The organism is Terriglobus sp. RCC_193 (genome assembly GCF_041355105.1).
Taxonomy (GTDB): domain Bacteria; phylum Acidobacteriota; class Terriglobia; order Terriglobales; family Acidobacteriaceae; genus Terriglobus.
This window is the reverse complement of sequence record NZ_JBFUPK010000002.1, coordinates 406698-424954: the sequence shown is the minus strand read 5'-3', so window position 1 is coordinate 424954 and position 18257 is coordinate 406698. Positions and strand designations below refer to the sequence as shown.

Here is an 18257-nt window from a genome sequence, read left to right as displayed (position 1 = left end):
TACGCCTGCCGGGCGATAATCGGCAAGTCGCTACCGCTATTTCCGACTTTTCAAAGGAGCTACTTATCGTTATTTCTGGCTGGGAGAAGGGGCCTTTTCACCTTCACCACGAAATATGTGAAAGAACCGCCCTCGGGCACGATCAACTGGTGGGCAATCTCTGGATCAATGTGGGCTACCGCGCCTGCCTTCAGAACCCTGGAAACCCCGCCAGCCACGCCACTGCCCTTTTGTTCGCCGGGGCTAGTCATTCTTGCGTTTTCCAGGTGACCGCCGCTCACCAGCGTTGCCTCACCCGCAACCGCGTAGAAGATATCTACCCAGTCCCGGTGCTGTTCCGATTCGCCTGTCTTCACGCGTGTCGTGATTCCCATGCTGTGGTTTCCGTATCCACCTAGAGGTTGCGGATACACACCCGATTCCGCTTTGGCAGCGTCTGTTGTCGTGGCTTTGGTCCAGTTCTGCATCTGCTGGTCGGTGAATACCTCCGCAGACGAGAAGGCTTCGCCCATCAGCTTTACCGTGCCCTTCTTGCGGAAGCTCACCACGCGATGAAACGTGAGGTAATTCGCATCGTGAAAGTTGTGTGCTGTCCCCTGCTCATCGTCGAAAGCGGTGCGCGAGGCGACAATGATGTCGTTTCCATCGAACTGCCAATCGACATACTGGAAGCCATGCACACGTGATTCCGGATGGTGCAGCACAATCTCGCGCGGCGTCCAGTGCGTCAGGTCGGGCGAACTCATCAGCACCAGCGTATTTCGCACGCTCGCGGGCGAACTCACGGCCATGGCTTCGCCCGGCAGCGCGGGATTTGACAGCGTCCAGTACAGCTTCGACGCAGGATCAAAGCGGATGGAAAACTTCGTCGCGCCTCCGGGAAAGTTCACAAAGCGATCCAGCTTCATGCTGTGGTCCGCCAGCTTCAGCACAGCGGCACGCGATGCGTTGTTCACGCGCAGAATGTCCAGCATCGATCCATCGCGGCCAACAACGGCATTACCTTCCAGCCACGTATCACCCATGTCGCCTACCGGAAACGACAGCCGTTCCGCCATCGTCCAGTTCGCTGGCTTGGTAAGGTCGCTGTCGATAGACGCCCACATCAGGAACGCCTGGAATGAGCCCCACGGTCCTTTGGGGTGGAATTCAAATGCGCGGTAAATCTTGCCATCGTGAATCACCATCGGTACCGGCGCCGTATGGTATCCCGTGTCTTCTGTAAGAAAGTGGGCATCACTCCACGTTTTGCCGTTGTCGTCCGACCCGCGGATCACAATGCGACCGTATTCGTAGCTGGTGCCCATCAGGTAGATGTGGTTCTTCAGCACAAACAGGTTCGACCAGAACTGGTCGTTCACCTCGGCGACCTTTGTCCAACTCACGCCTCGATCATGCGACAGGAAGATTTTCGACACGGCAGACACGGTGCTGGTGGACCCGGGGCCAAACAGATCGTGGGAAGCGATGTAATCACCATTCGGCGCAATCACAATCGAAGGCGAGCCAATGTATGCGCGGCTTGCAGGCGGTTGGTGGTCAATCACCACGCCCGGCACCTTCTGGCCTGTCGCATTTCCACTCAGGCCAAGTGCAAGTGCCAGCAAACACACACTGAATCGCATCACGATCTCCTCCGGAAACTCAAAGGAAACCATTCTCCGGGATTTTCCTGGTTTATGTGCGCCCAGCTCAAACTGCGCAGATATGACAGCTTTTTGCCGCCTGCTGCTTTGGAGCAGAAGGCACAAAACGGCCCAAAGTTGAGCCGTCTGTGCATTTCATTCGATCTGTTTGGTTAGAGGATGTAGCGGCTCAGGTCCTGGTTCTTCACGATGCCCGCCACCTGCTGCCGAACGTATTCGCGGTCGATCAGGACCACGCGTTCCACGCCGCCTTCCACCTGCCGTTCCAGCACTGGCAGAGGATGCGCGTTTTCCGGCTGGGCCGCACCACGCGGCTGCTGCACGGTGCTCGGTTCCACCTGTGCAATGACGCCGTTGACGGCGGGTTGCGCATTCTTGATCAGGTCCGGTGCCTGGAAGCTGATCTCGTCCAGCACGCGCTCCATAATGGTGTGCAGACGACGGGCGCCGATGTTTTCGGTGGTCTCGTTCACGTTGAAGGCAAACGAAGCCATTTCTTCCAAAGCATCGGGCTGGAACTCCAGCTTCAGGCCTTCGGTCTCCAGCAGCGCAATGGATTGCTTCACCAGCGACGACTTTGGCTCCGTCAGAATGCGGATGAAGTCTTCCACGGTGAGCGATTGCAACTCCACACGAATGGGAAAGCGGCCCTGCAATTCCGGGATCAGGTCGCTGGGTTTGGAAACGTGGAATGCACCGGCGGCGATGAACAGGATGTGGTCTGTTGAAACGAAACCGTATTTCGTGTTCACGGTGGTGCCTTCCACAATGGGCAGAATGTCGCGCTGCACACCTTCGCGGCTAATGTCCGGGCCATGACCGCCCTCGCGCCCGGCGATCTTGTCGATCTCATCCAGGAAGACGATGCCTGAATCTTCCACGCGTTCAATGGCAGTGCGAGTCACCAGATCCATGTCGATCAGGCGGCCTTCTTCCTCGCTGATGAGGTATTCGAAGGCTTCACTCACCTTCATCTTCTTCTTACTCTTGCGCGGTCCAAAGAGTCCGGGAAGGATGTCCTTCAGGTTCACATCGGCATCTTCTGCACCGCCCACACCTACAATCTCAAACTGTGGCTGATTGCGGTCACGCGCATCCAGTTCCACGGTGCGGTCGTCCAGCTTGCCTTCACGAAACTGCTGACGAAGTTTTTCACGCGTGCGTTCCTGTGTATGGGGCTCTTCCGGCTTCGCTTCGGCTGAAGCATCGAAATCAATCGCAACAGCAGGCGTTCCCGCAACGTCAATGGGCTTTTCCTGTGCGGCTTTCAAAGTCTCAGGAGTCGGCGGCAGAAGCAGGTCCAGCAAGCGCTCTTCGGCGTTGCGTTCTGCCTTGTCTTCCACCTCTTCCAGCTTCTCTTCGCGCACCATCTCAATGGCGGTTTCCACCAGGTCGCGCACGATGGATTCCACATCGCGGCCCACGTAACCAACTTCAGTAAACTTGCTGGCTTCCACTTTCAGGAACGGCGAATTGGTTAACTTGGCTAACCGTCGGGCAATCTCTGTTTTGCCCACGCCCGTCGCGCCGATCATGATGATGTTCTTCGGCATGATCTCGTCGGCAAGCTCGGGCGGCAGCTTCTGCCGACGCTGGCGATTGCGCAGCGCAATGGCCACAGCACGCTTCGCTGCGTACTGGCCAACAACGTACTTATCCAGCTCCGCAACAATCTCGCGCGGCGTCATCTCTTCCAGCGCAACGGCCTGGTCTTCTGCAACTCCGGGAAGGTAAATGGCCATTTAGAGCTCCTCCACGGCGATGTTGCTGTTCGTGTAGATGCAAATCTCTGCGGCTATCTTCATGCTCTTTTCGACGATCTCGCGGGCGGAAAGGTCTGTATTCTCAAGCAACGCCTGCGCTGCGGCCTGCGCGAACGATCCGCCGCTGCCGATGGTCATGATGGCGCCATCGCCGGTCATGTCCGGCTCAATCACATCGCCGTTACCGCCCAGCAGGTACATGTGTTCCTTGTCGGCGATCAGCAGCAGGGCCTCAAGCTGACGCAGCATCTTGTCCGTGCGCCAATCCTTGGCCAGTTCCACGGCGGCGCGCGGCATATTTCCGGCAAACTGCTCCAGCTTGCCTTCAAAGCGTGAGAACAGCGAGAACGCATCTGCCGTCGATCCGGCGAATCCTGCCAGCACCTTGTCCTGGTAAAGCCGACGCAGCTTCTTCGCGCCGGACTTCATCACGGCCGAACCAAGCGTCACCTGTCCATCGGCAGCCATGACGACCTTGCCGTTGCGACGCACGCAAAGCACGGTCGTGGAACGTATGCGCCGGCCATCCGCCGTGTCATACGGGTGCATCGCGGGCTTTGCGGAATGCGTGGAGTCGGCCATGGAATCGCTGCGAAAAGACAGCTCAGAACGAGTGCCAGAGGAAGTGTGCATCACGCACCAGTATACGCCCGCAGCCACACTAAATCACTGGCTCGCCTCGCTCAGGCAGGACTCTCTGCACTACCAGAAGCAGCGCATGGAAACACCGGTAGCTTTGGATGGAATTCGGCGATGCGGTACGGCGTTACGGACGACCAGGAGGCTGTACAGCACGGACGTCGGCTTTGCCGCGTCCGTGCTGCAGGGTTTTGGGGGAGGGGAAAGAAAGGGGAGGGTTAACTACGAGAATCGATGATATGGCGATCAGGACCGCGATCAGACAACCTCACGCGTGCTTTGCAGAACTTGCAGCGCCACGGATAGAGTCCCACTAGCGGGAGGAAGTACTTCTCCCATAAACCGCGCCGTTCGCTGCGCCGCAGCATGCCGTGCAGGCATACCGTGCACTCGTGTTCTTTCATGCGTCCACCTGGAACAGGAACTTCTCCGGGCATGGAACAGGCAGAAAGCGAACAAGATACTGCAAGGTGGTCTGACAGGGATGATTCTAATGACCTTTGATGCGACCCAAACATGAGAAGGAGGTACGGAAGGATGAGGACTTTTTACCCGGTGATGAATCAAAGCCCCCGGTTTGTATCTCCGGGGGCTTGTGTCGGCGTTTGGATGTTGGCTTATGCGCGATAAGCGGGCGGCTGCGGGTTGCGATGGTAGAACTGCACCTGGTGCCAGTAGGGATAAGGCTTCGGTAGTTCGCTGGCCTTATCCAGCTTTGCCACTTGCTCTTCTGTCAGTACGAAGCTGGCTGCTTCCAGATTGCCTTTGAGCTGTTCTGCGTTGCGCGCACCGATGATCAGGCTGCTTACGGTTGGTTTGCGCAGAAGCCAGTTCAGAGCTACCTGCGGCACAGTCTTGCCGGTTTCCGCGGCGACTGCATCCAGGGCATCCACCACTTTGTAGAGGTACTCGTCACCCACCACCGGACCACCCGTGGCGCCTTCCCTGGCGCGCGTGCCAGCGGCAGGCGGCTGTCCACGGCGAATCTTACCGGTCAGGCGTCCCCATCCCAGCGGGCTCCACACCAGCGCGCCCACACTTTCCTTGTCGCCCACCTGCATCAACTCATGCTCATAGTCGCGGCCAATCAGCGAGTAATACACCTGGTGCGCGGCATACTTTGCCCAGCCATATTTTTCGCTGATGTCCACAGACTTCTGCAGCGCCCAGCCGGAGAAGTTGGAGCAGGCAATGTAGCGGATCTTGCCCTCGCGCACAAACTTATCCAGCGTGTTCAGGGTCTCTTCAATGGGCGTCAGGCCATCGAATGCATGCATGTGGTAGACGTCAATGTAGTCCGTCTGCAGGCGCTTCAGGCTGCCGTGCAACTGCTTCGTGATGTTGTAGCGTGACGAGCCGCAATTGTTTGGCCCCGGCTCAAAGCTGAAGGTGGACTTCGTGCTGATCAGCACGCTCTCACGCGGCAGATGCTTGATGGCTGCACCCAGAATCTCTTCCGATCGGCCTTCGGAATACACATCGGCTGTGTCGAAGAAGTTCACACCGGCATCCATACACTGGTCGATCAGTTGCCGCGCTTCTTCGACGTCGGTCGAACCCCACGCTTTGAAGAACTCGTTCGAACCACCAAAGGTTCCAGTGCCATAGCAAAGCACTGGAACCATCAGACCGCTGTTGCCAAGCTGTCGAAATTCCATATTTCCCTCAGATGCCTCACCGATCTCGAAGTCGCAGAAGACGCCTCTCAATGTATCGCCATGCCGCGCCAGTGTTGATAAAAACTGCCCAGAAGGAAGTTTAGATCGCGAGCAAATGCAATGCCTCGTCCACCACATCGCCGCCAAAGCCGTACAGCCACTGCACGCGTATATCGCGACGGAACCATGTACCTTGCCGCTTACTGTAGTTGCGATGCCCGGTCTGCGCCTTTGCGATGGCTTCGGCCTCGGTTATTTCACCGCGTAACACTGCCTGCGCTTCTGCGTATCCCAGCGAACCTAACGCGCGACAGTCGGCTCCGTATTTCGCTACAAGTCCGCGCGTTTCTTCCACCAGGCCATCGTTAAACATGGCTGCACAGCGCGCGTTGATGCGTTCGTATAACGCAGCGCGTTCCGGCGCCAGACCCATTTGCACAACGCGAAACCCTTCCAGCGGCGAAGGGGATCGAGCTTGCCATGCATCGCTCATCGGCCTGCCTTCCAGTACGGAAACCTCAATGGCGCGAATCAGCTTGGGGTAATCATTCTCATGAATTCGAGAGGCCGCAGCAGCGTCCAGTCTTCGCAGCACACGCATCAGCACTGAGGGGCCGCGACGTTCCATCGCCGCACGCAGCTTGTCGCGCAGAGCTTCATCTCGTTGCGGCACAGGGCTAAAACCATCCAGCAGTGCTCGCAGATACAGGCCGGTTCCACCGGCCACGATGGGGACTTTGCCACGACTGGCAATGTCCTGCACGGCCGCGCGCGCGGCTCGGCCATATTCGCCTGCAGTGTATTCCACGTTGGGCGATACCACGTCGATCATGTGGTGCCGCACCTGCGCGCGTTCTTCCCGCGATGGCTTCGCTGTTCCCAGCTCCATCTCCTGGTACACCGCCACGGAATCGCAGGAGACAATCTCGCCACCAAGCTGTTCCGCGAGTGCGAGGGAGAGCGCTGTCTTGCCGCTGGCCGTTGGCCCAACGATGACAGGCAGCAGGGGAAGTGCGCTCACGGCAGCATCCCCCCACGCCATGCGCGCAACACAATGACGATCAGCATGACCGCACCCACCGCGATGGCTGCTGCCAGTTGCAGTCGTTGCAGCCGGGAGAATTCGTCGTTCGTTCTCATCCTTACCACCATAAGCGGAACCGATGCCGAATCCCATATCGTGCGAGTCATCCGATCGAATGTGAAAACAATTGCTGCCTGTACTCTTTTTGAGTACGATTGTTCTCATTATGAGAACGGGTTTGGACGCGGTCGGCGATTTGCTTTTTGGTCGAACAAGGGGGCGCATTCTTGCCACGCTCTATGACAAACCCGAGTCCTCGTTCTTTGTGCGGCAACTTGCCCGGCAGATGAATGGAAGCGCCGGAACCATTCAACGTGAGTTAACGACATTGACCGCGACGGGACTCATTCTTCGTGAAGAGCGTGAAAAGCAAGTGTTCTATCGTGCGAATCGCGCCCACCCGGTTTTCCCAGGAACTCCGTTCGCTGCTGGCCAAGACAGCCGGGGTCTTTTCTCTCCTCGGCAAGGCGCTCGCCGTGGTTGCAGAGAATGTTGAATTTGCTTTTGTCTATGGTTCTTTTGCCAAAGGAGAAGAAAGGCCTGAAAGTGATATCGATCTCATGGTCATCGGAGAGATCACGCTCGATCAGCTATTGGAGCACCTCGTGCCTGTCGAGCGTGAATTGAAGAGACCTATCAACCCAACTGTCTATGCTCGAGCAGAGGTCCGAAAGAAGCTTCGTTCCAACAATCATTTCCTGAAGGCAATTCAGAACGCGCCACTCCATTTCCTGATTGGGGACGAGAATGAGTTTAGAGAAATACGCTGAAAACGCGTGGCTGCGTCGTGAGCCCACCAGCGCTTAGGAAATCGCGGATCAGTTGGGAATCATTGACCGTTCGATGAAGGATGCAGCCGTTGAAGCCATATCGGACGATCTACGCTTCTACACCACGTTTAACGCAATACTTGCGTTAGCCAATACGGAATTACGTGCAAGCGGCTATCGAACCACCCATCAACAGGGGCACCATACCCGAACACTTGAAACATTGGAGTACACGCTCAGCGCCAATCCGAAGTTGATCCGCAAGCTGCTGGCCTTTCAAAGAAACGCAACACTGCCAGTTATGACTCTGCGGGCTTTTATCTCCAGGCAGGAATTAGAAGACATTCTTGAGACTGCATCAGAGCTGCGCTATAGCGTTGAAAGCTGGCTTCGTGAGCGACATCCAAATTTGATCGCAAGGAATTAGGGATTCCTCCGGGTTACACGGTCTGGTCTGTCACGTGGTCCACTTTCTTGTCGTTATAGAACTGGCAGCCGAACAGCCGGAAATCCTGCACGTTATGCAGGCGGAACTGCTTTTCCTGCAGACGCCGCGGCAGACGTAGCCGGAACAGGTCTACACCCTCCGCATCAGCCAGCAGCATGGCCGGTCGCGTGTCGCTGGTGGATGCGTTGGCAAACTCCACGTTCGTCAGCTCCAGGTTGCGGATGTGGCGCGCATATAGGCCGCTTGCCGGGACATCACCGAACATATTCGGTTCGGGGTAGCCGGTGGGTAGCTCCTGCGGAATGCCATCCGGCCCCAGCGGCGCGGGGCCAGCCTGCCCGTAGCCGGATGATGCATGACCCTTATCGACGGCGCTCATCTGCACGTTCGAGGCTGGGGAGACGCTCTCGACAGGGGCGTGATGGAAGTAGCTGTCGGAGAGCTTCACGTCTTCAATTGCATGATCGGGAATACCCGCGAAGATGCTCGGCATGGGATCGGCGTCGTGACTGGTGATGTTGCTCATCAACACGCGCTTCAGCGTGCCGATGGGAATCTCCTTCGGACCGCGCATACGCGACTGCAGCCGCAGGAACAGCGGCGCGCCACGCACACCGCGCATAGTGATGCCGGTGAAGGTAATGTCTTCCAGGTTCGCGCCATCGGCTGTTTCCAGCGCAAAGCCGCGACAGGTATCGAAGGTGCAGTCGGAGATGGTGATGTTGCGGAAGCCGCCGTTGGATTCCGTACCGCACTTGATGCGGCCATGTCCAAAGAAGCGCACGGGGTTCACGTGCGGCTTCCATGTACCGTCCAGCACCGTGCCCACCTGGTAGCCGCCGGTGACGTAGCAGCCGGTGATGGTCACGTTGATGGTGTCGCGACGGTAACCCAGCGCGTAGCTGCTCTTGGGGCAGATGCCGTCATCCTGCGGCGAGTTCACGGTGCAGTTGCTGATGCGCACATTGCGGCAGCAATCCACGTCAATGCCGTCGCGGGCGGTGTCGATCTTCAGGTTGTCGATGGTCAGGTTGTCCACGCCGGTGGCCAGAATGGCGAACCATCCGCCGCGCAGTACGGAGAAGTCGCTCAGGATGACGTTGCGGCAGTTCTTCAGGGCGATGGCTTTATTCCCCACACCGGGCGACGTGCTGGCGGGCAGATCGACTTCTGCCCTTTCGCCGCGCGCCAGCCCTTTGCCCCAGATCAATCCGGGCCCAAAGATGCCGACGTCATGCAGGTCCTCGCCCCAGATCAGCGAGTTGTGCCAGTGGTTATGCCCATAGTCCTGAAACTTCTCAATGGCCGGGTTCTGTGGTTCCGCAGCATCGTAGCCGCCGGTTTTCAGGCCATCCATCGGCACGGTGGCGGCAAGAATGGTCGCGCCCTGCGACAGGTAGAGCGCGACGTTGCTCTTCAGACGGATGGAATAGCTGGCGTAGACGCCTGCAGGGAACACCACCGTCCCACCGCCCGCGTTGGCCGCCGCTTCAATGGCCCGGTTGATGGCGGGCGAGTCGATGGTCTGGCCGTCGCCTGTGGCGCCATAACGGCGCACGTCGTAATAGACCTCGCGAGTGGCCGTGGCGGCGCCTCCCCGACGGGGCTGTGCCTCCATCGATCCTGCCAGTGTGACCGCGCCGCCGGCGATGCCCAGGCCGGCCATCTTCAAAAATTCGCGACGAAACTCCTGCACGTTTTCATCCCCATAACTCGTCTGTGTGGAAAGCAGCACCAGTTTAGGCGAGAGCGATGAACTGGATGTGATGGAAACTCTGAAATCGTAAACGGTAACCTTTCGGCTGCTGCTGGCCGATAGTCGAGATGGAAGGACGGACGCTGCGCCCGTGCTGTGGTAGCCTGAAACCGAAAACAGGGGTGAGCGGAGTCGCACAACGGCGGCACATTTCCGCCCGCTACAAAGCGTTAACGAACCGCCAGAGCGCGCAGCGTCCTGCCAACCAGAGGAAAGCGCCATCGCAATGAGCAGTGCATCGTCGGCCAGTGTGTATGACCTGATCGTGATCGGCTCCGGCCCCGCCGGACAACGCGCTGCCATTTATGGCGCAAAGCTCGGCAAGAGGGTCGCCCTCGTCGAGATGCGCGAAGTGGTGGGCGGAGCCTGTATCAATACCGGAACCATCCCCAGCAAAACCATGCGCGAGGCGGTGCTGCACCTCTCGGGCTATAACTACCGCTCTATCTACGGTATGAACTACCGGGTGAAAGAGCGCATCACGATGGCCGACCTTGCCTTCCGTGTGCAGCACGTCATCAAAACCGAAATCGACGTTACCGAGGCGCAGCTCTCCCGCAACAACATCGAGATGTTTACCGGTGTCGCTTCCTTTGAAGATCCGACCCATCTCCGCGTGACCAATAGCCGCGGATCGAACGTCTACGAGGCGAAGAACATCATCATCGCCACGGGCACGAAGCCGGCAAGCAGCGCCAAGGTGCCCATCAACGGCAACACCATCATCAACAGTGACCTGGTGCTGGACCTGAAGCAGTTGCCCAAGACCATGATCGTGGTGGGTGGTGGCGTTATCGGCGTGGAATACACCTGCATGTTCGCCGCATTGGGTGTGCGCGTCACGCTGATTGAGCGTCGTCCGCGCCTGCTTGAGTTTGCCGATCAGGAGATCGTTGAAGCGCTCAGCTACCACCTGCGTGACAGCCGCGTGACCATGCGCCTGAACGAAGAGGTGGAGTCCGTCGAAGAGAACGAAGACGGCACCGTTACGGCGAACCTGGAATCGCGCAAGAAGGTACAGGGCGATGCGCTGCTGTACGCTGTGGGCCGCCAGGGCAACGTGGATGAACTGGAGCTGAAGAACATTGGTGTGGAGTCCGATGAACGCGGACGTATCCCCGTCGACAAGGATTACCGGACGAAGTGTCCCACCGTATTCGCCGTGGGTGACGTCATTGGGTTCCCGTCTTTGGCATCAGTATCCATGGAGCAGGGCCGCATTGCAGGTGCTCGTGCCTTTGGCGACGAGACGATCCTCTCCAACCCCAGCTTCTACCCGTACGGCATCTGGACCATTCCGGAGATCAGCTTCCTGGGCAAGACCGAGGAGCAGTTGACGGAAGAGGATGTGCCCTACGAAGTGGGTGTGGCGTACTACCGGGAGATTGCGCGCGGCCAGATTCGCGGCGATACGACCGGTCGTCTGAAACTCATCTTCCATCGCGAAAACAAGTCGATCCTCGGTGTGCACATCATTGGCGAAGGCGCCAGCGAACTGTTGCACATCGGACAGGCTGTGATGGCGCTGGGCGGCAACGTGGATTATTTTGTGGATACGGTCTTCAACTATCCCACGCTGGCTGAGTGCTACAAGGTGGCGGCTTTCAATGGCCTGAACCGCCTGCGTCGCAACGACTAGTTTCGCTTCGTAAGAGACTGAGAAGGGCATGGCTTGCGCCATGCCCTTTCTGCTTGCTGGATTCTCTAGTTACTGAACGTCTGCGTCGAAAACACCGGTTTCCACCGTGTTGCCGTGCTTCATCTGCACGAAGATGCGATAGCGTCCCGGCTTCGGGAAGCCGTAGGGAAATTCGACGGTCGAGGCAAGGTGCGCTTCCGGCATATTCATGCCTGGCATGCCGGACATGGAATCCATGTTTTGCATGGCCATGTCACTTTCCCCGTTGGCAATCTCCATGGACTGCATCGGCGCGGAACCTTCAGGGTGCGTATGCGCGAAAGTGGAGAAGTCGTCGCGAACGAAGGCTGCGTGACCAGCCATGCCGAGATAAGGAACCACATCGGTGGCAGGTTTGCCGTTGGCGTCCTGCAGATGGAAACGGAAAGTAGCGGCCTCGCCCGACTTCAGCGATACAGGTTTGTCCCAGACCATGATGTAGCCGTCGGGCAGGTGAAACCGCGGTCCTAGTCCGCCTGCGGAAAGAGGAGCGGGTGCGGCAGAGGCGTCTTCCGTGGCGAGTGCGCCTCCGTGGAAGTCAGCAGGAATATCCAGTGTGGAGGTCAGCGTTTCCGGCAGTCCACTGCGATGGACAATGTCCGCAAACAGGCGATAGTGGCCCGCAGGCATGGCCGGAAGAGCCATCTTCAACTCGCCGTTTCCGGCAGGGGTGGGATGCAGATGGTAGACGGCATCCATGCCGGGTTCGCGGATGGCGTACAGATGCATCAGGTGGCCGTGGTCGGGCAGCAGATCGGTGTTCCTGCGCCGCCAGTGCGGATTGTCCGCGGCATCCTCGCCAATGGCCAGGTCAAGATGGTTGCCCTGAAGCGTTGGCGTCAGCGAGAGGGGATGGTAAACACCCTCGGCATAGCCCGCGGCCTCCACGTTCCACCACTTCGCCCCCAGCCAGACGGCGAGGATTGCAATCGCAAGCGTTGCGCCGCCTGCGATCCAGGCACGGCGATTGTTGTTAGCAGACGGCTCTTGTCCAGGCGCAAGCCGTGATTCACGAGCAGCCGCTGCGACGATCGCGGCCACGCCCCCCACCAGCAGAAAGCCCAGAACGCCGAGCAGAATCCCAATGGAGCGATTCATGCGCAGCATCTGCAGGGCCACGGCGGGAACCGGAACACTGGCGTTGCCGGAACCGGCATGGCCATCGGCTTGAAGCGACACCTTCCACGAACCGGGAGCCATCAGCCATACAGAGCCGCTGAAGAACTTTGCGTCAGCGCTGGAGACCTGCAACGTATCGGGTGTCGGCGGATGTTTGCTGGCGTCGCCGGTCATGGGAATGGGCGTCACGCGGAGTGTGTCGGGTACGGCATCGCCGGAGATGCGCACTTCCACGACGGCCACGCCGGGGATGACGTCGGGTGGGCGCACCGTTACGTACAGCTTGTATGGTCCGGCCTGCACCTGCTCAAAAACATCCTTGGAACCAACGTGCGCGTGGGCAGGCAGAACGAAGCCCAGGCAAAGGAAAAGAAGCAGAATGATACGACGCATTTAACGGCGCACTCCACGCATCCACTTGCCGAAAGCAAGACCACACCATGCTGAAAGCGACGCATAGACCGAGGCGTTGAACAGCCCCATCCAGAGCGTGACGCCGCTGTCAGGCGAGAAGAACTGGCGCCGAACGTCAAAGCTGTTAGGGCTCTGGAAGAAGCTGAAATAGATGGTGCCGAAGAAGCGGTTGGCAGCGGCGGGCGTCATCAGGAAGCGCGTGAAAGGCCACTCCACCGCGACCAGCACGGCGGTGAAGAGGAAGCCGGAAGCGAGTGCCACCTGCCACCGTTTCCACGACTGTGTTCGTTGCCATAGCAGATCCAGTGCAATCGCTGGAATCAGGATCAGTACAGGAAACTTTGTGGGAACCAGGTGCGTGACGGGGAAGTAGACGGGGCCCAGTTTGGGTTCGGCCTTCACCAGCGGGAAGATCAGAATTTCCGCAATCAGCAGTACGGTGTAGATGCTCGCGGCGGTCGTTGCAGCCCACTTGAAGCGCGATGCCTGTGAAACCGTGGCCAGCGCAACTGGCACGGCAATGGCCAGAGCAACGTATGCCACCACGCGATGCATCGCCACTTCCGTTGTGTATTCCTGCAGGAAGAACATCTGCCCGCAGACCGTGAGTCCACCCATGTAGAGCAGGAGTCGCTGCAATGGCGCGAAGTTTTCCGAGCCCTCGTCCGCGGCGCGATTCATGGTGGCCAGGATCAGGAAGAAGACTCCCAGCGATACGGCACGCATGCCCAGGATCAGCAGTGTGTGCGGCGGCGAAATGATCTTCACATCCAGGCCGTAGGCGTCGTGCCACCAGTTATCGAAGGGCGCAGAGGTGATCATGGCCACGCCGCCCCAAGCTGCCACAAAGATGCCCAGCGGCGCGCGCAGTCCAAAGACGCTGACGGAAGACGCCGCAAGTTCCGATTCGCGGCGGAAGGTGCACTGATAGACCAGATATAGTCCCACCACCGCAGCAATCACACCGCAGAGTTGAATCAGCAGGTGGGCGGGTGTCCAGAAGGTGTCGCGGCCAATGGAGCGGTGCCACGAGACATCCCACTGGCCGCCGATGACGGCGGAGGTCACTCCGGCAACGCATGTCCAGATGTACCAGGGGACAGTGGCGGATTCCACTGCGCGCACCGTGGTATGAATCTCCGTTTCCGGCAGACCGATGAGAGAAGAGGAATGTGCGGCTGAGGACATAGTCGATTGCCTTCGGAGGAAGTTGATTCAGCCTATAGCGGAACAATCGAACATGGGAAGCTGAAAAGCAAAGAAGGAAGCGGCAATTGCACGGGGTACGGTGCAATTGCCGCCTTTCGTCTTATTGCGGTGCTGGTCCGCGGACTACCTGCACCATGTCTTCCACGCGCAGGTTTCTGGCGAAGGAGGCCTGCACCTGTTCGGCGGTCAGGCCCAGGTAGGTCTTTGCGGCGTTATCGCTTTCATTCAGCGGCAGACCCATCTGTGCACGTGCCAGCAGAGCACTTGCCACCGCGGCTTGACTGGATTCGCCAAGCTGAAGCTGGCGCAGGATCAGGCTCTTTGCCAGCGTCAGTTCGCCGGAGGTCACGGGTGTGGTCTTCATCGACTGCAGATCGCGTTCCACCAGCGCACGCGCCTTGGAGACGTTCGCCGGTTCGCTGCCATAGTCCACCGTGTACGTGGCGCGCGTTCTGGTGGCACGGAGGTTCACGTCCACCGTGTAGACATACCCCGCCACCTGCCGGAGATCGTGATACAGGCGGCTGGCGTAGAAGCCTCCACCCAGCACGTAGGTACCAAGCTGCATGGGATAGTAATCCGGGCTGAAGCGGTTCATCTGCAGTGTGTGCGACAGCGTGACGGAATCCTGCACAGCCTCTGGATCACCTACGACGGCGGCGGTTGGTTTGTTCGGTGGTACGGGCGGCAGGTCTACCTGCGGCTTGGGGCCGGTTGCCGTCCATGTGCCAAAGGCCTTCTCCACCTGGGCACGAGCTTCCGCAGGAGTGATGTCTCCTACGATGACGATGGTCGTCAGATCGGGACGCATGGTGGATTTCATGTAACTCTTCACATCGTCCAGCTTCAGTGCCGTGATGGTTTGCGGCGTCTGTTCGCGTAGAGACGGATCGTTCTTCGGTAGCAATGCTTCACTCAGTGCCCGGTGTGTGCGATAGCCGGGCGATGTGAGATTGCCCGCAGTCAGATCTGCTGTCTGCTTTTGCACCACAGGGAAGGCTTCCGCGGGCAATGCGGGATGTAGCTGGTTGTCCGCCAGCAGCTCTACACCGCGCGCGAAGTTTTCCTTCAACACCTTCAGCCCAAAGCTGAATCCCGCATCTTCCGTGGCGCCAATGTCGTCGAGCTCTTTCTGGAAGGCAATGCGGTCCAGCGATGTGCTGCCGTAGCCGTAGAGTTCTTCCAGAACGTCGGCGACGCCCTCTTTACCCTTTGGCGTGTCCAGATCTTCGTTGTGTCGCACGGAGCCGGTCAGCGTTACGGTGGGGCTGGTGAGATCCGTGCGGACGATCAGGCGCAGCCCGTTCGGCAACGTCTCATCGCTGGGCAACGTCATGGGATGCGGCAGGCGAAGTTCTGCCAACGGTTTTGCGGCCCAGTCGGGCAGTGCGACTTCTTTCGTTGGAGTGGAAGTCAGCTTCTCTCCACCGCCAAAGCCTTTACCTGCTGTGGGGGCGCCGCTTGCCACGGGTTTCAGCGTTGCCGTCATGGTGTTCACATGCAGCAGATACTGCCGTGCCACGCGGTTCACGTCAGCCACGGTCACACGCTTGATGGCTTCCGTCGCTTCTGCGGGAGAGTTCTTGCGATCCGCGCCCAAAGCCTGTGACCACTGCTGCGCCAGCCCCGGAATGGAGTTTGCGCCAAAGGCGTCTTCTGTAATTTCGCTGCGCTTCGCAGCTTCCACCAGATCAGCGGGTACGCCGTTCTGTGCGTACCGGTTCAGGATCGTGCGCATCTCGTCCAGAGCGGGCTTGGCGTCGGCTTCGCTGGCTACCGCCACCATGCCAAAGCCAAGGCTGGCCTTGGGGTAGCTGCCTGCCATGCCGAACTGTGTTCCCAGGGCTTTGCCCGCGGGCACCATAGCGTACAGATCACCGCGCTGGCTGCTGAGAACATCGGCCAATACCTGCGCAGCGGCGTAATCTTTGCTGTCCGTACCAGGAAGGCGATAGCCAATTACGGCCAATGTGTACGGCAGGTTGCTGTCCAGCGTGAACGTTTCGTTCTTTATCGGGCTCAGCGTGAAGGCAGCTTCCTTCGGTACCTCGCGACGTTTCACCGGACCGAAGAATTCGCGCACCTGCGTCAATGTCTGCGCAGGATCGACATCGCCCACAATGACCAGCACTGCATTGGACGGCGAATACCACTTGTCATAAAACGCGCGGAGGTCGGCGCCGGTGGTCTTTTCAAAACTTTCCTTGGTTCCAAGGGCATCGTGCGCGTAGGGCGTTCCGGCGAACATGCCTTCATTCAGCCGCGAGATGAGCTTGTATGTGGGCGAGGAAAGATCGCGCTGCACCTCCTGCGTAATGGCGCCGCGCTCCTGCTCCCACTCTTTGTCCGCATTGTCGATACCCACCATGCAGGCGGCTTCCGCACGCAACGCCACTTCCACATCTGTGGATGGAACGGTGGCGTAGAACTGCGTCACGTTGCCCTGCGTGTCGGCGTTATTGTCGCCACCCAGACGCGCGTAGATGGCGGCGGTCTGGTCTGCTGTCATGCCGGTGCATCCACGAAATGCCATGTGTTCCAGCGCATGCGCCGTACCGGGGAAGCCCGTCGGCGTCTGGTTGCCACCGGCAAGGATGTTCAGTTCCACGGTGGCCACGGGGGCCAGCCGATTCTTCACAATCACCACGCGCAGGCCGTTAGGCAGCGTTTCACGCGTCACATTGGGGCCGTCCGCCAATGCTTTGACGGTGGCGTGCTTGGCGGCGACGGGCTTCTTCTGCGCGCTGGTAAACAGCGGAGAAGAAATGGCAACGGACAGAACGGCGGCTAAAACGAGTGGCGTGCGTGCTTTCAAAACGAACATGTACCTCGCTGCTTTAGACTCTACCGCTCCGGGCGGGTCAACCGCTGATGCACTGTGAGGATTTATCCTAGAAGACGATGTCTGCGCTGTTTGGTAAATCGCTTCCGGAACTGACTGAACTGGCCGCCACGCTGGGCCAGAAGCCCTACCGTGCGCGGCAGATATTCGACGCTCTCTACAAACAGCGCGTGACGGACTTTGACGCCATCACGCCGCTTTCGCAGGAGTTGCGCGCTGCGCTGGCTGCTGGGCACACAATTGGCATGCCTGAAATTGTGCAAACCGCGATTTCCGTGGACGGCACCGAGCGCTACCTGATGCGCATGGAAGACGGCGAGACGGTGGAAACCGTCTGGATGCCCGATGGCGACGGTGTGGAGAATACCGACGATGCCGAAGAAGCGGCCGACGCCCGTGCCGACGCAAAATTCGTAGACAGGCGGAATTGGGGCGCACTGGCACCGCTGGGCTATCGGCGTGCGACCATCTGCATTTCTTCGCAGGTGGGCTGCGCGGTGAACTGCCAGTTCTGCCTGACGGCGAAACTCGGGATCAAGCGCGATCTGACCGCGGGCGAAATCGCCGGGCAGGTGGCTGCTGTGCTCAATCGCCACAAGGTGCAGATGGGCAAGGACCGCATCAACCTTGTCTTCATGGGCATGGGCGAACCGTTTCTGAACTACGACAACTTCATGAAGTCGGTGCTGCTGCTGGTGGAAGGCATCGGTATTCCCGCATCGCGCATGACGGTGAGCACCAGCGGCATTGAACCTGCGATTCGCCGCTTTGCCACCGAGACTGTTCGGCCCAACCTGGCACTGTCGTTAAACGGATCGAACGACACGGTGCGCGAACAGGTAATGCCCATCACCCGCAAATGGAACATTGCAGCACTGCTGGATGCGGTGAATACCATCCCGCTGAACAAGCGCGACTGGGTCACGTTTGAGTACGTCATGCTGGGCGGCATCAACGACCAGCTTGAGAACGCGCATGAGGTACTTGCGCTGCTGAAGGGAATGCATGCGAAGGTCAACCTGATCGTGTGGAACCCGGGTCCGGATATGCCTTACACGCAACCCACGTCAGAAGACGTGGATGTATTCCAGCAGACGCTGATCCAGAATGGCTTGCCCTGCTACATCCGCCGCCCGCGCGGCCGCGACATCTATGCAGCCTGCGGCCAGTTGAAGCGCACCGTGGAACCGGAAAAGCCTGCGGATACGCTGGTGCAGCTAAGCGCTTAGTT

General features: G+C 58.9%; 14 protein-coding genes. 4 read left to right on the top strand and 10 right to left on the bottom strand.

All coding sequences use genetic code 11. The annotated features are described in order from the left end of the window. Positions 1-59 precede the first annotated feature (59 nt). The 6 genes from AB6729_RS10605 to AB6729_RS10580 form a co-directional block, all read right to left on the bottom strand. A complete protein-coding gene (locus AB6729_RS10605; RefSeq protein ID WP_371081585.1) occupies positions 60-1628 on the bottom strand; it encodes a sialidase family protein in 1569 nt (522 codons plus the stop codon). Between the two features lie 170 nt (positions 1629-1798). Beyond that, on the bottom strand, positions 1799-3388 hold the full coding sequence (gene hslU, locus AB6729_RS10600; protein ID WP_371081584.1) for an ATP-dependent protease ATPase subunit HslU: 1590 nt from the start codon (positions 3386-3388) through the stop codon (positions 1799-1801). Continuing rightward, positions 3389-3958 carry an ATP-dependent protease subunit HslV gene (gene hslV / locus AB6729_RS10595; RefSeq protein ID WP_371082613.1) on the bottom strand — a complete coding sequence of 190 codons (570 nt, stop codon included), beginning with the start codon at positions 3956-3958 and terminating at the stop codon, positions 3389-3391. It abuts the gene before it with no gap. 707 nt (positions 3959-4665) lie between these two features. Further along, on the bottom strand, positions 4666-5706 hold the full coding sequence (locus AB6729_RS10590) for an aldo/keto reductase (RefSeq protein WP_371081583.1): 1041 nt from the start codon (positions 5704-5706) through the stop codon (positions 4666-4668). 100 nt (positions 5707-5806) lie between these two features. Next, positions 5807-6727 (bottom strand): tRNA (adenosine(37)-N6)-dimethylallyltransferase MiaA, encoded by a 921-nt coding sequence (miaA, locus tag AB6729_RS10585; protein ID WP_371081582.1) that lies wholly within the window; start codon positions 6725-6727, stop codon positions 5807-5809. Beyond that, complete coding sequence (locus tag AB6729_RS10580; RefSeq protein WP_371081581.1) at positions 6724-6846, bottom strand: hypothetical protein; 123 nt, start codon at positions 6844-6846, stop codon at positions 6724-6726. Before AB6729_RS10580 ends, miaA begins: the two co-directional genes overlap by 4 nt. 327 nt (positions 6847-7173) lie before the next feature. Here AB6729_RS10580 and AB6729_RS10575 point away from each other — a divergent pair, with 327 nt between their 5' ends. Together AB6729_RS10575 and AB6729_RS10570 are read left to right on the top strand one after the other, a co-directional pair. Beyond that, positions 7174-7560, top strand: a complete 387-nt coding sequence (locus tag AB6729_RS10575; protein WP_371081580.1) for a nucleotidyltransferase domain-containing protein — start codon at positions 7174-7176, stop codon at positions 7558-7560. 52 nt (positions 7561-7612) lie between these two features. Continuing rightward, positions 7613-7987, top strand: coding sequence for a hypothetical protein (locus AB6729_RS10570; RefSeq protein ID WP_371081579.1), 375 nt, complete (start codon positions 7613-7615; stop codon positions 7985-7987). Between the two features lie 13 nt (positions 7988-8000). On the opposite strand, the gene AB6729_RS10565 is transcribed toward AB6729_RS10570, so the two are convergent. After that, entirely contained in the window at positions 8001-9704 is a 1704-nt protein-coding gene (locus tag AB6729_RS10565; RefSeq protein ID WP_371081578.1) for a glycoside hydrolase family 28 protein, read from the bottom strand. A gap of 286 nt (positions 9705-9990) precedes the next feature. On the opposite strand from AB6729_RS10565, the gene sthA reads away from it, so the two are divergent. Further along, positions 9991-11403 carry a Si-specific NAD(P)(+) transhydrogenase gene (sthA, locus tag AB6729_RS10560; protein WP_371081577.1) on the top strand — a complete coding sequence of 471 codons (1413 nt, stop codon included), beginning with the start codon at positions 9991-9993 and terminating at the stop codon, positions 11401-11403. 69 nt (positions 11404-11472) lie between these two features. On the opposite strand, the gene AB6729_RS10555 is transcribed toward sthA, so the two are convergent. The 3 genes from AB6729_RS10555 to AB6729_RS10545 form a co-directional block, all read right to left on the bottom strand. Beyond that, complete coding sequence (locus tag AB6729_RS10555) at positions 11473-12954, bottom strand: hypothetical protein (RefSeq protein WP_371081576.1); 1482 nt, start codon at positions 12952-12954, stop codon at positions 11473-11475. Further along, complete coding sequence (locus tag AB6729_RS10550; protein ID WP_371081575.1) at positions 12955-14163, bottom strand: hypothetical protein; 1209 nt, start codon at positions 14161-14163, stop codon at positions 12955-12957. 121 nt (positions 14164-14284) lie between these two features. Continuing rightward, positions 14285-17008, bottom strand: coding sequence for a M16 family metallopeptidase (locus AB6729_RS10545; RefSeq protein WP_371081574.1), 2724 nt, complete (start codon positions 17006-17008; stop codon positions 14285-14287). 77 nt (positions 17009-17085) lie between these two features. Between AB6729_RS10545 and rlmN the strand changes: the two genes are divergently transcribed. Further along, positions 17086-18255, top strand: a complete 1170-nt coding sequence (gene rlmN / locus AB6729_RS10540) for a 23S rRNA (adenine(2503)-C(2))-methyltransferase RlmN (RefSeq protein WP_371081573.1) — start codon at positions 17086-17088, stop codon at positions 18253-18255. Positions 18256-18257 lie beyond the last annotated feature (2 nt).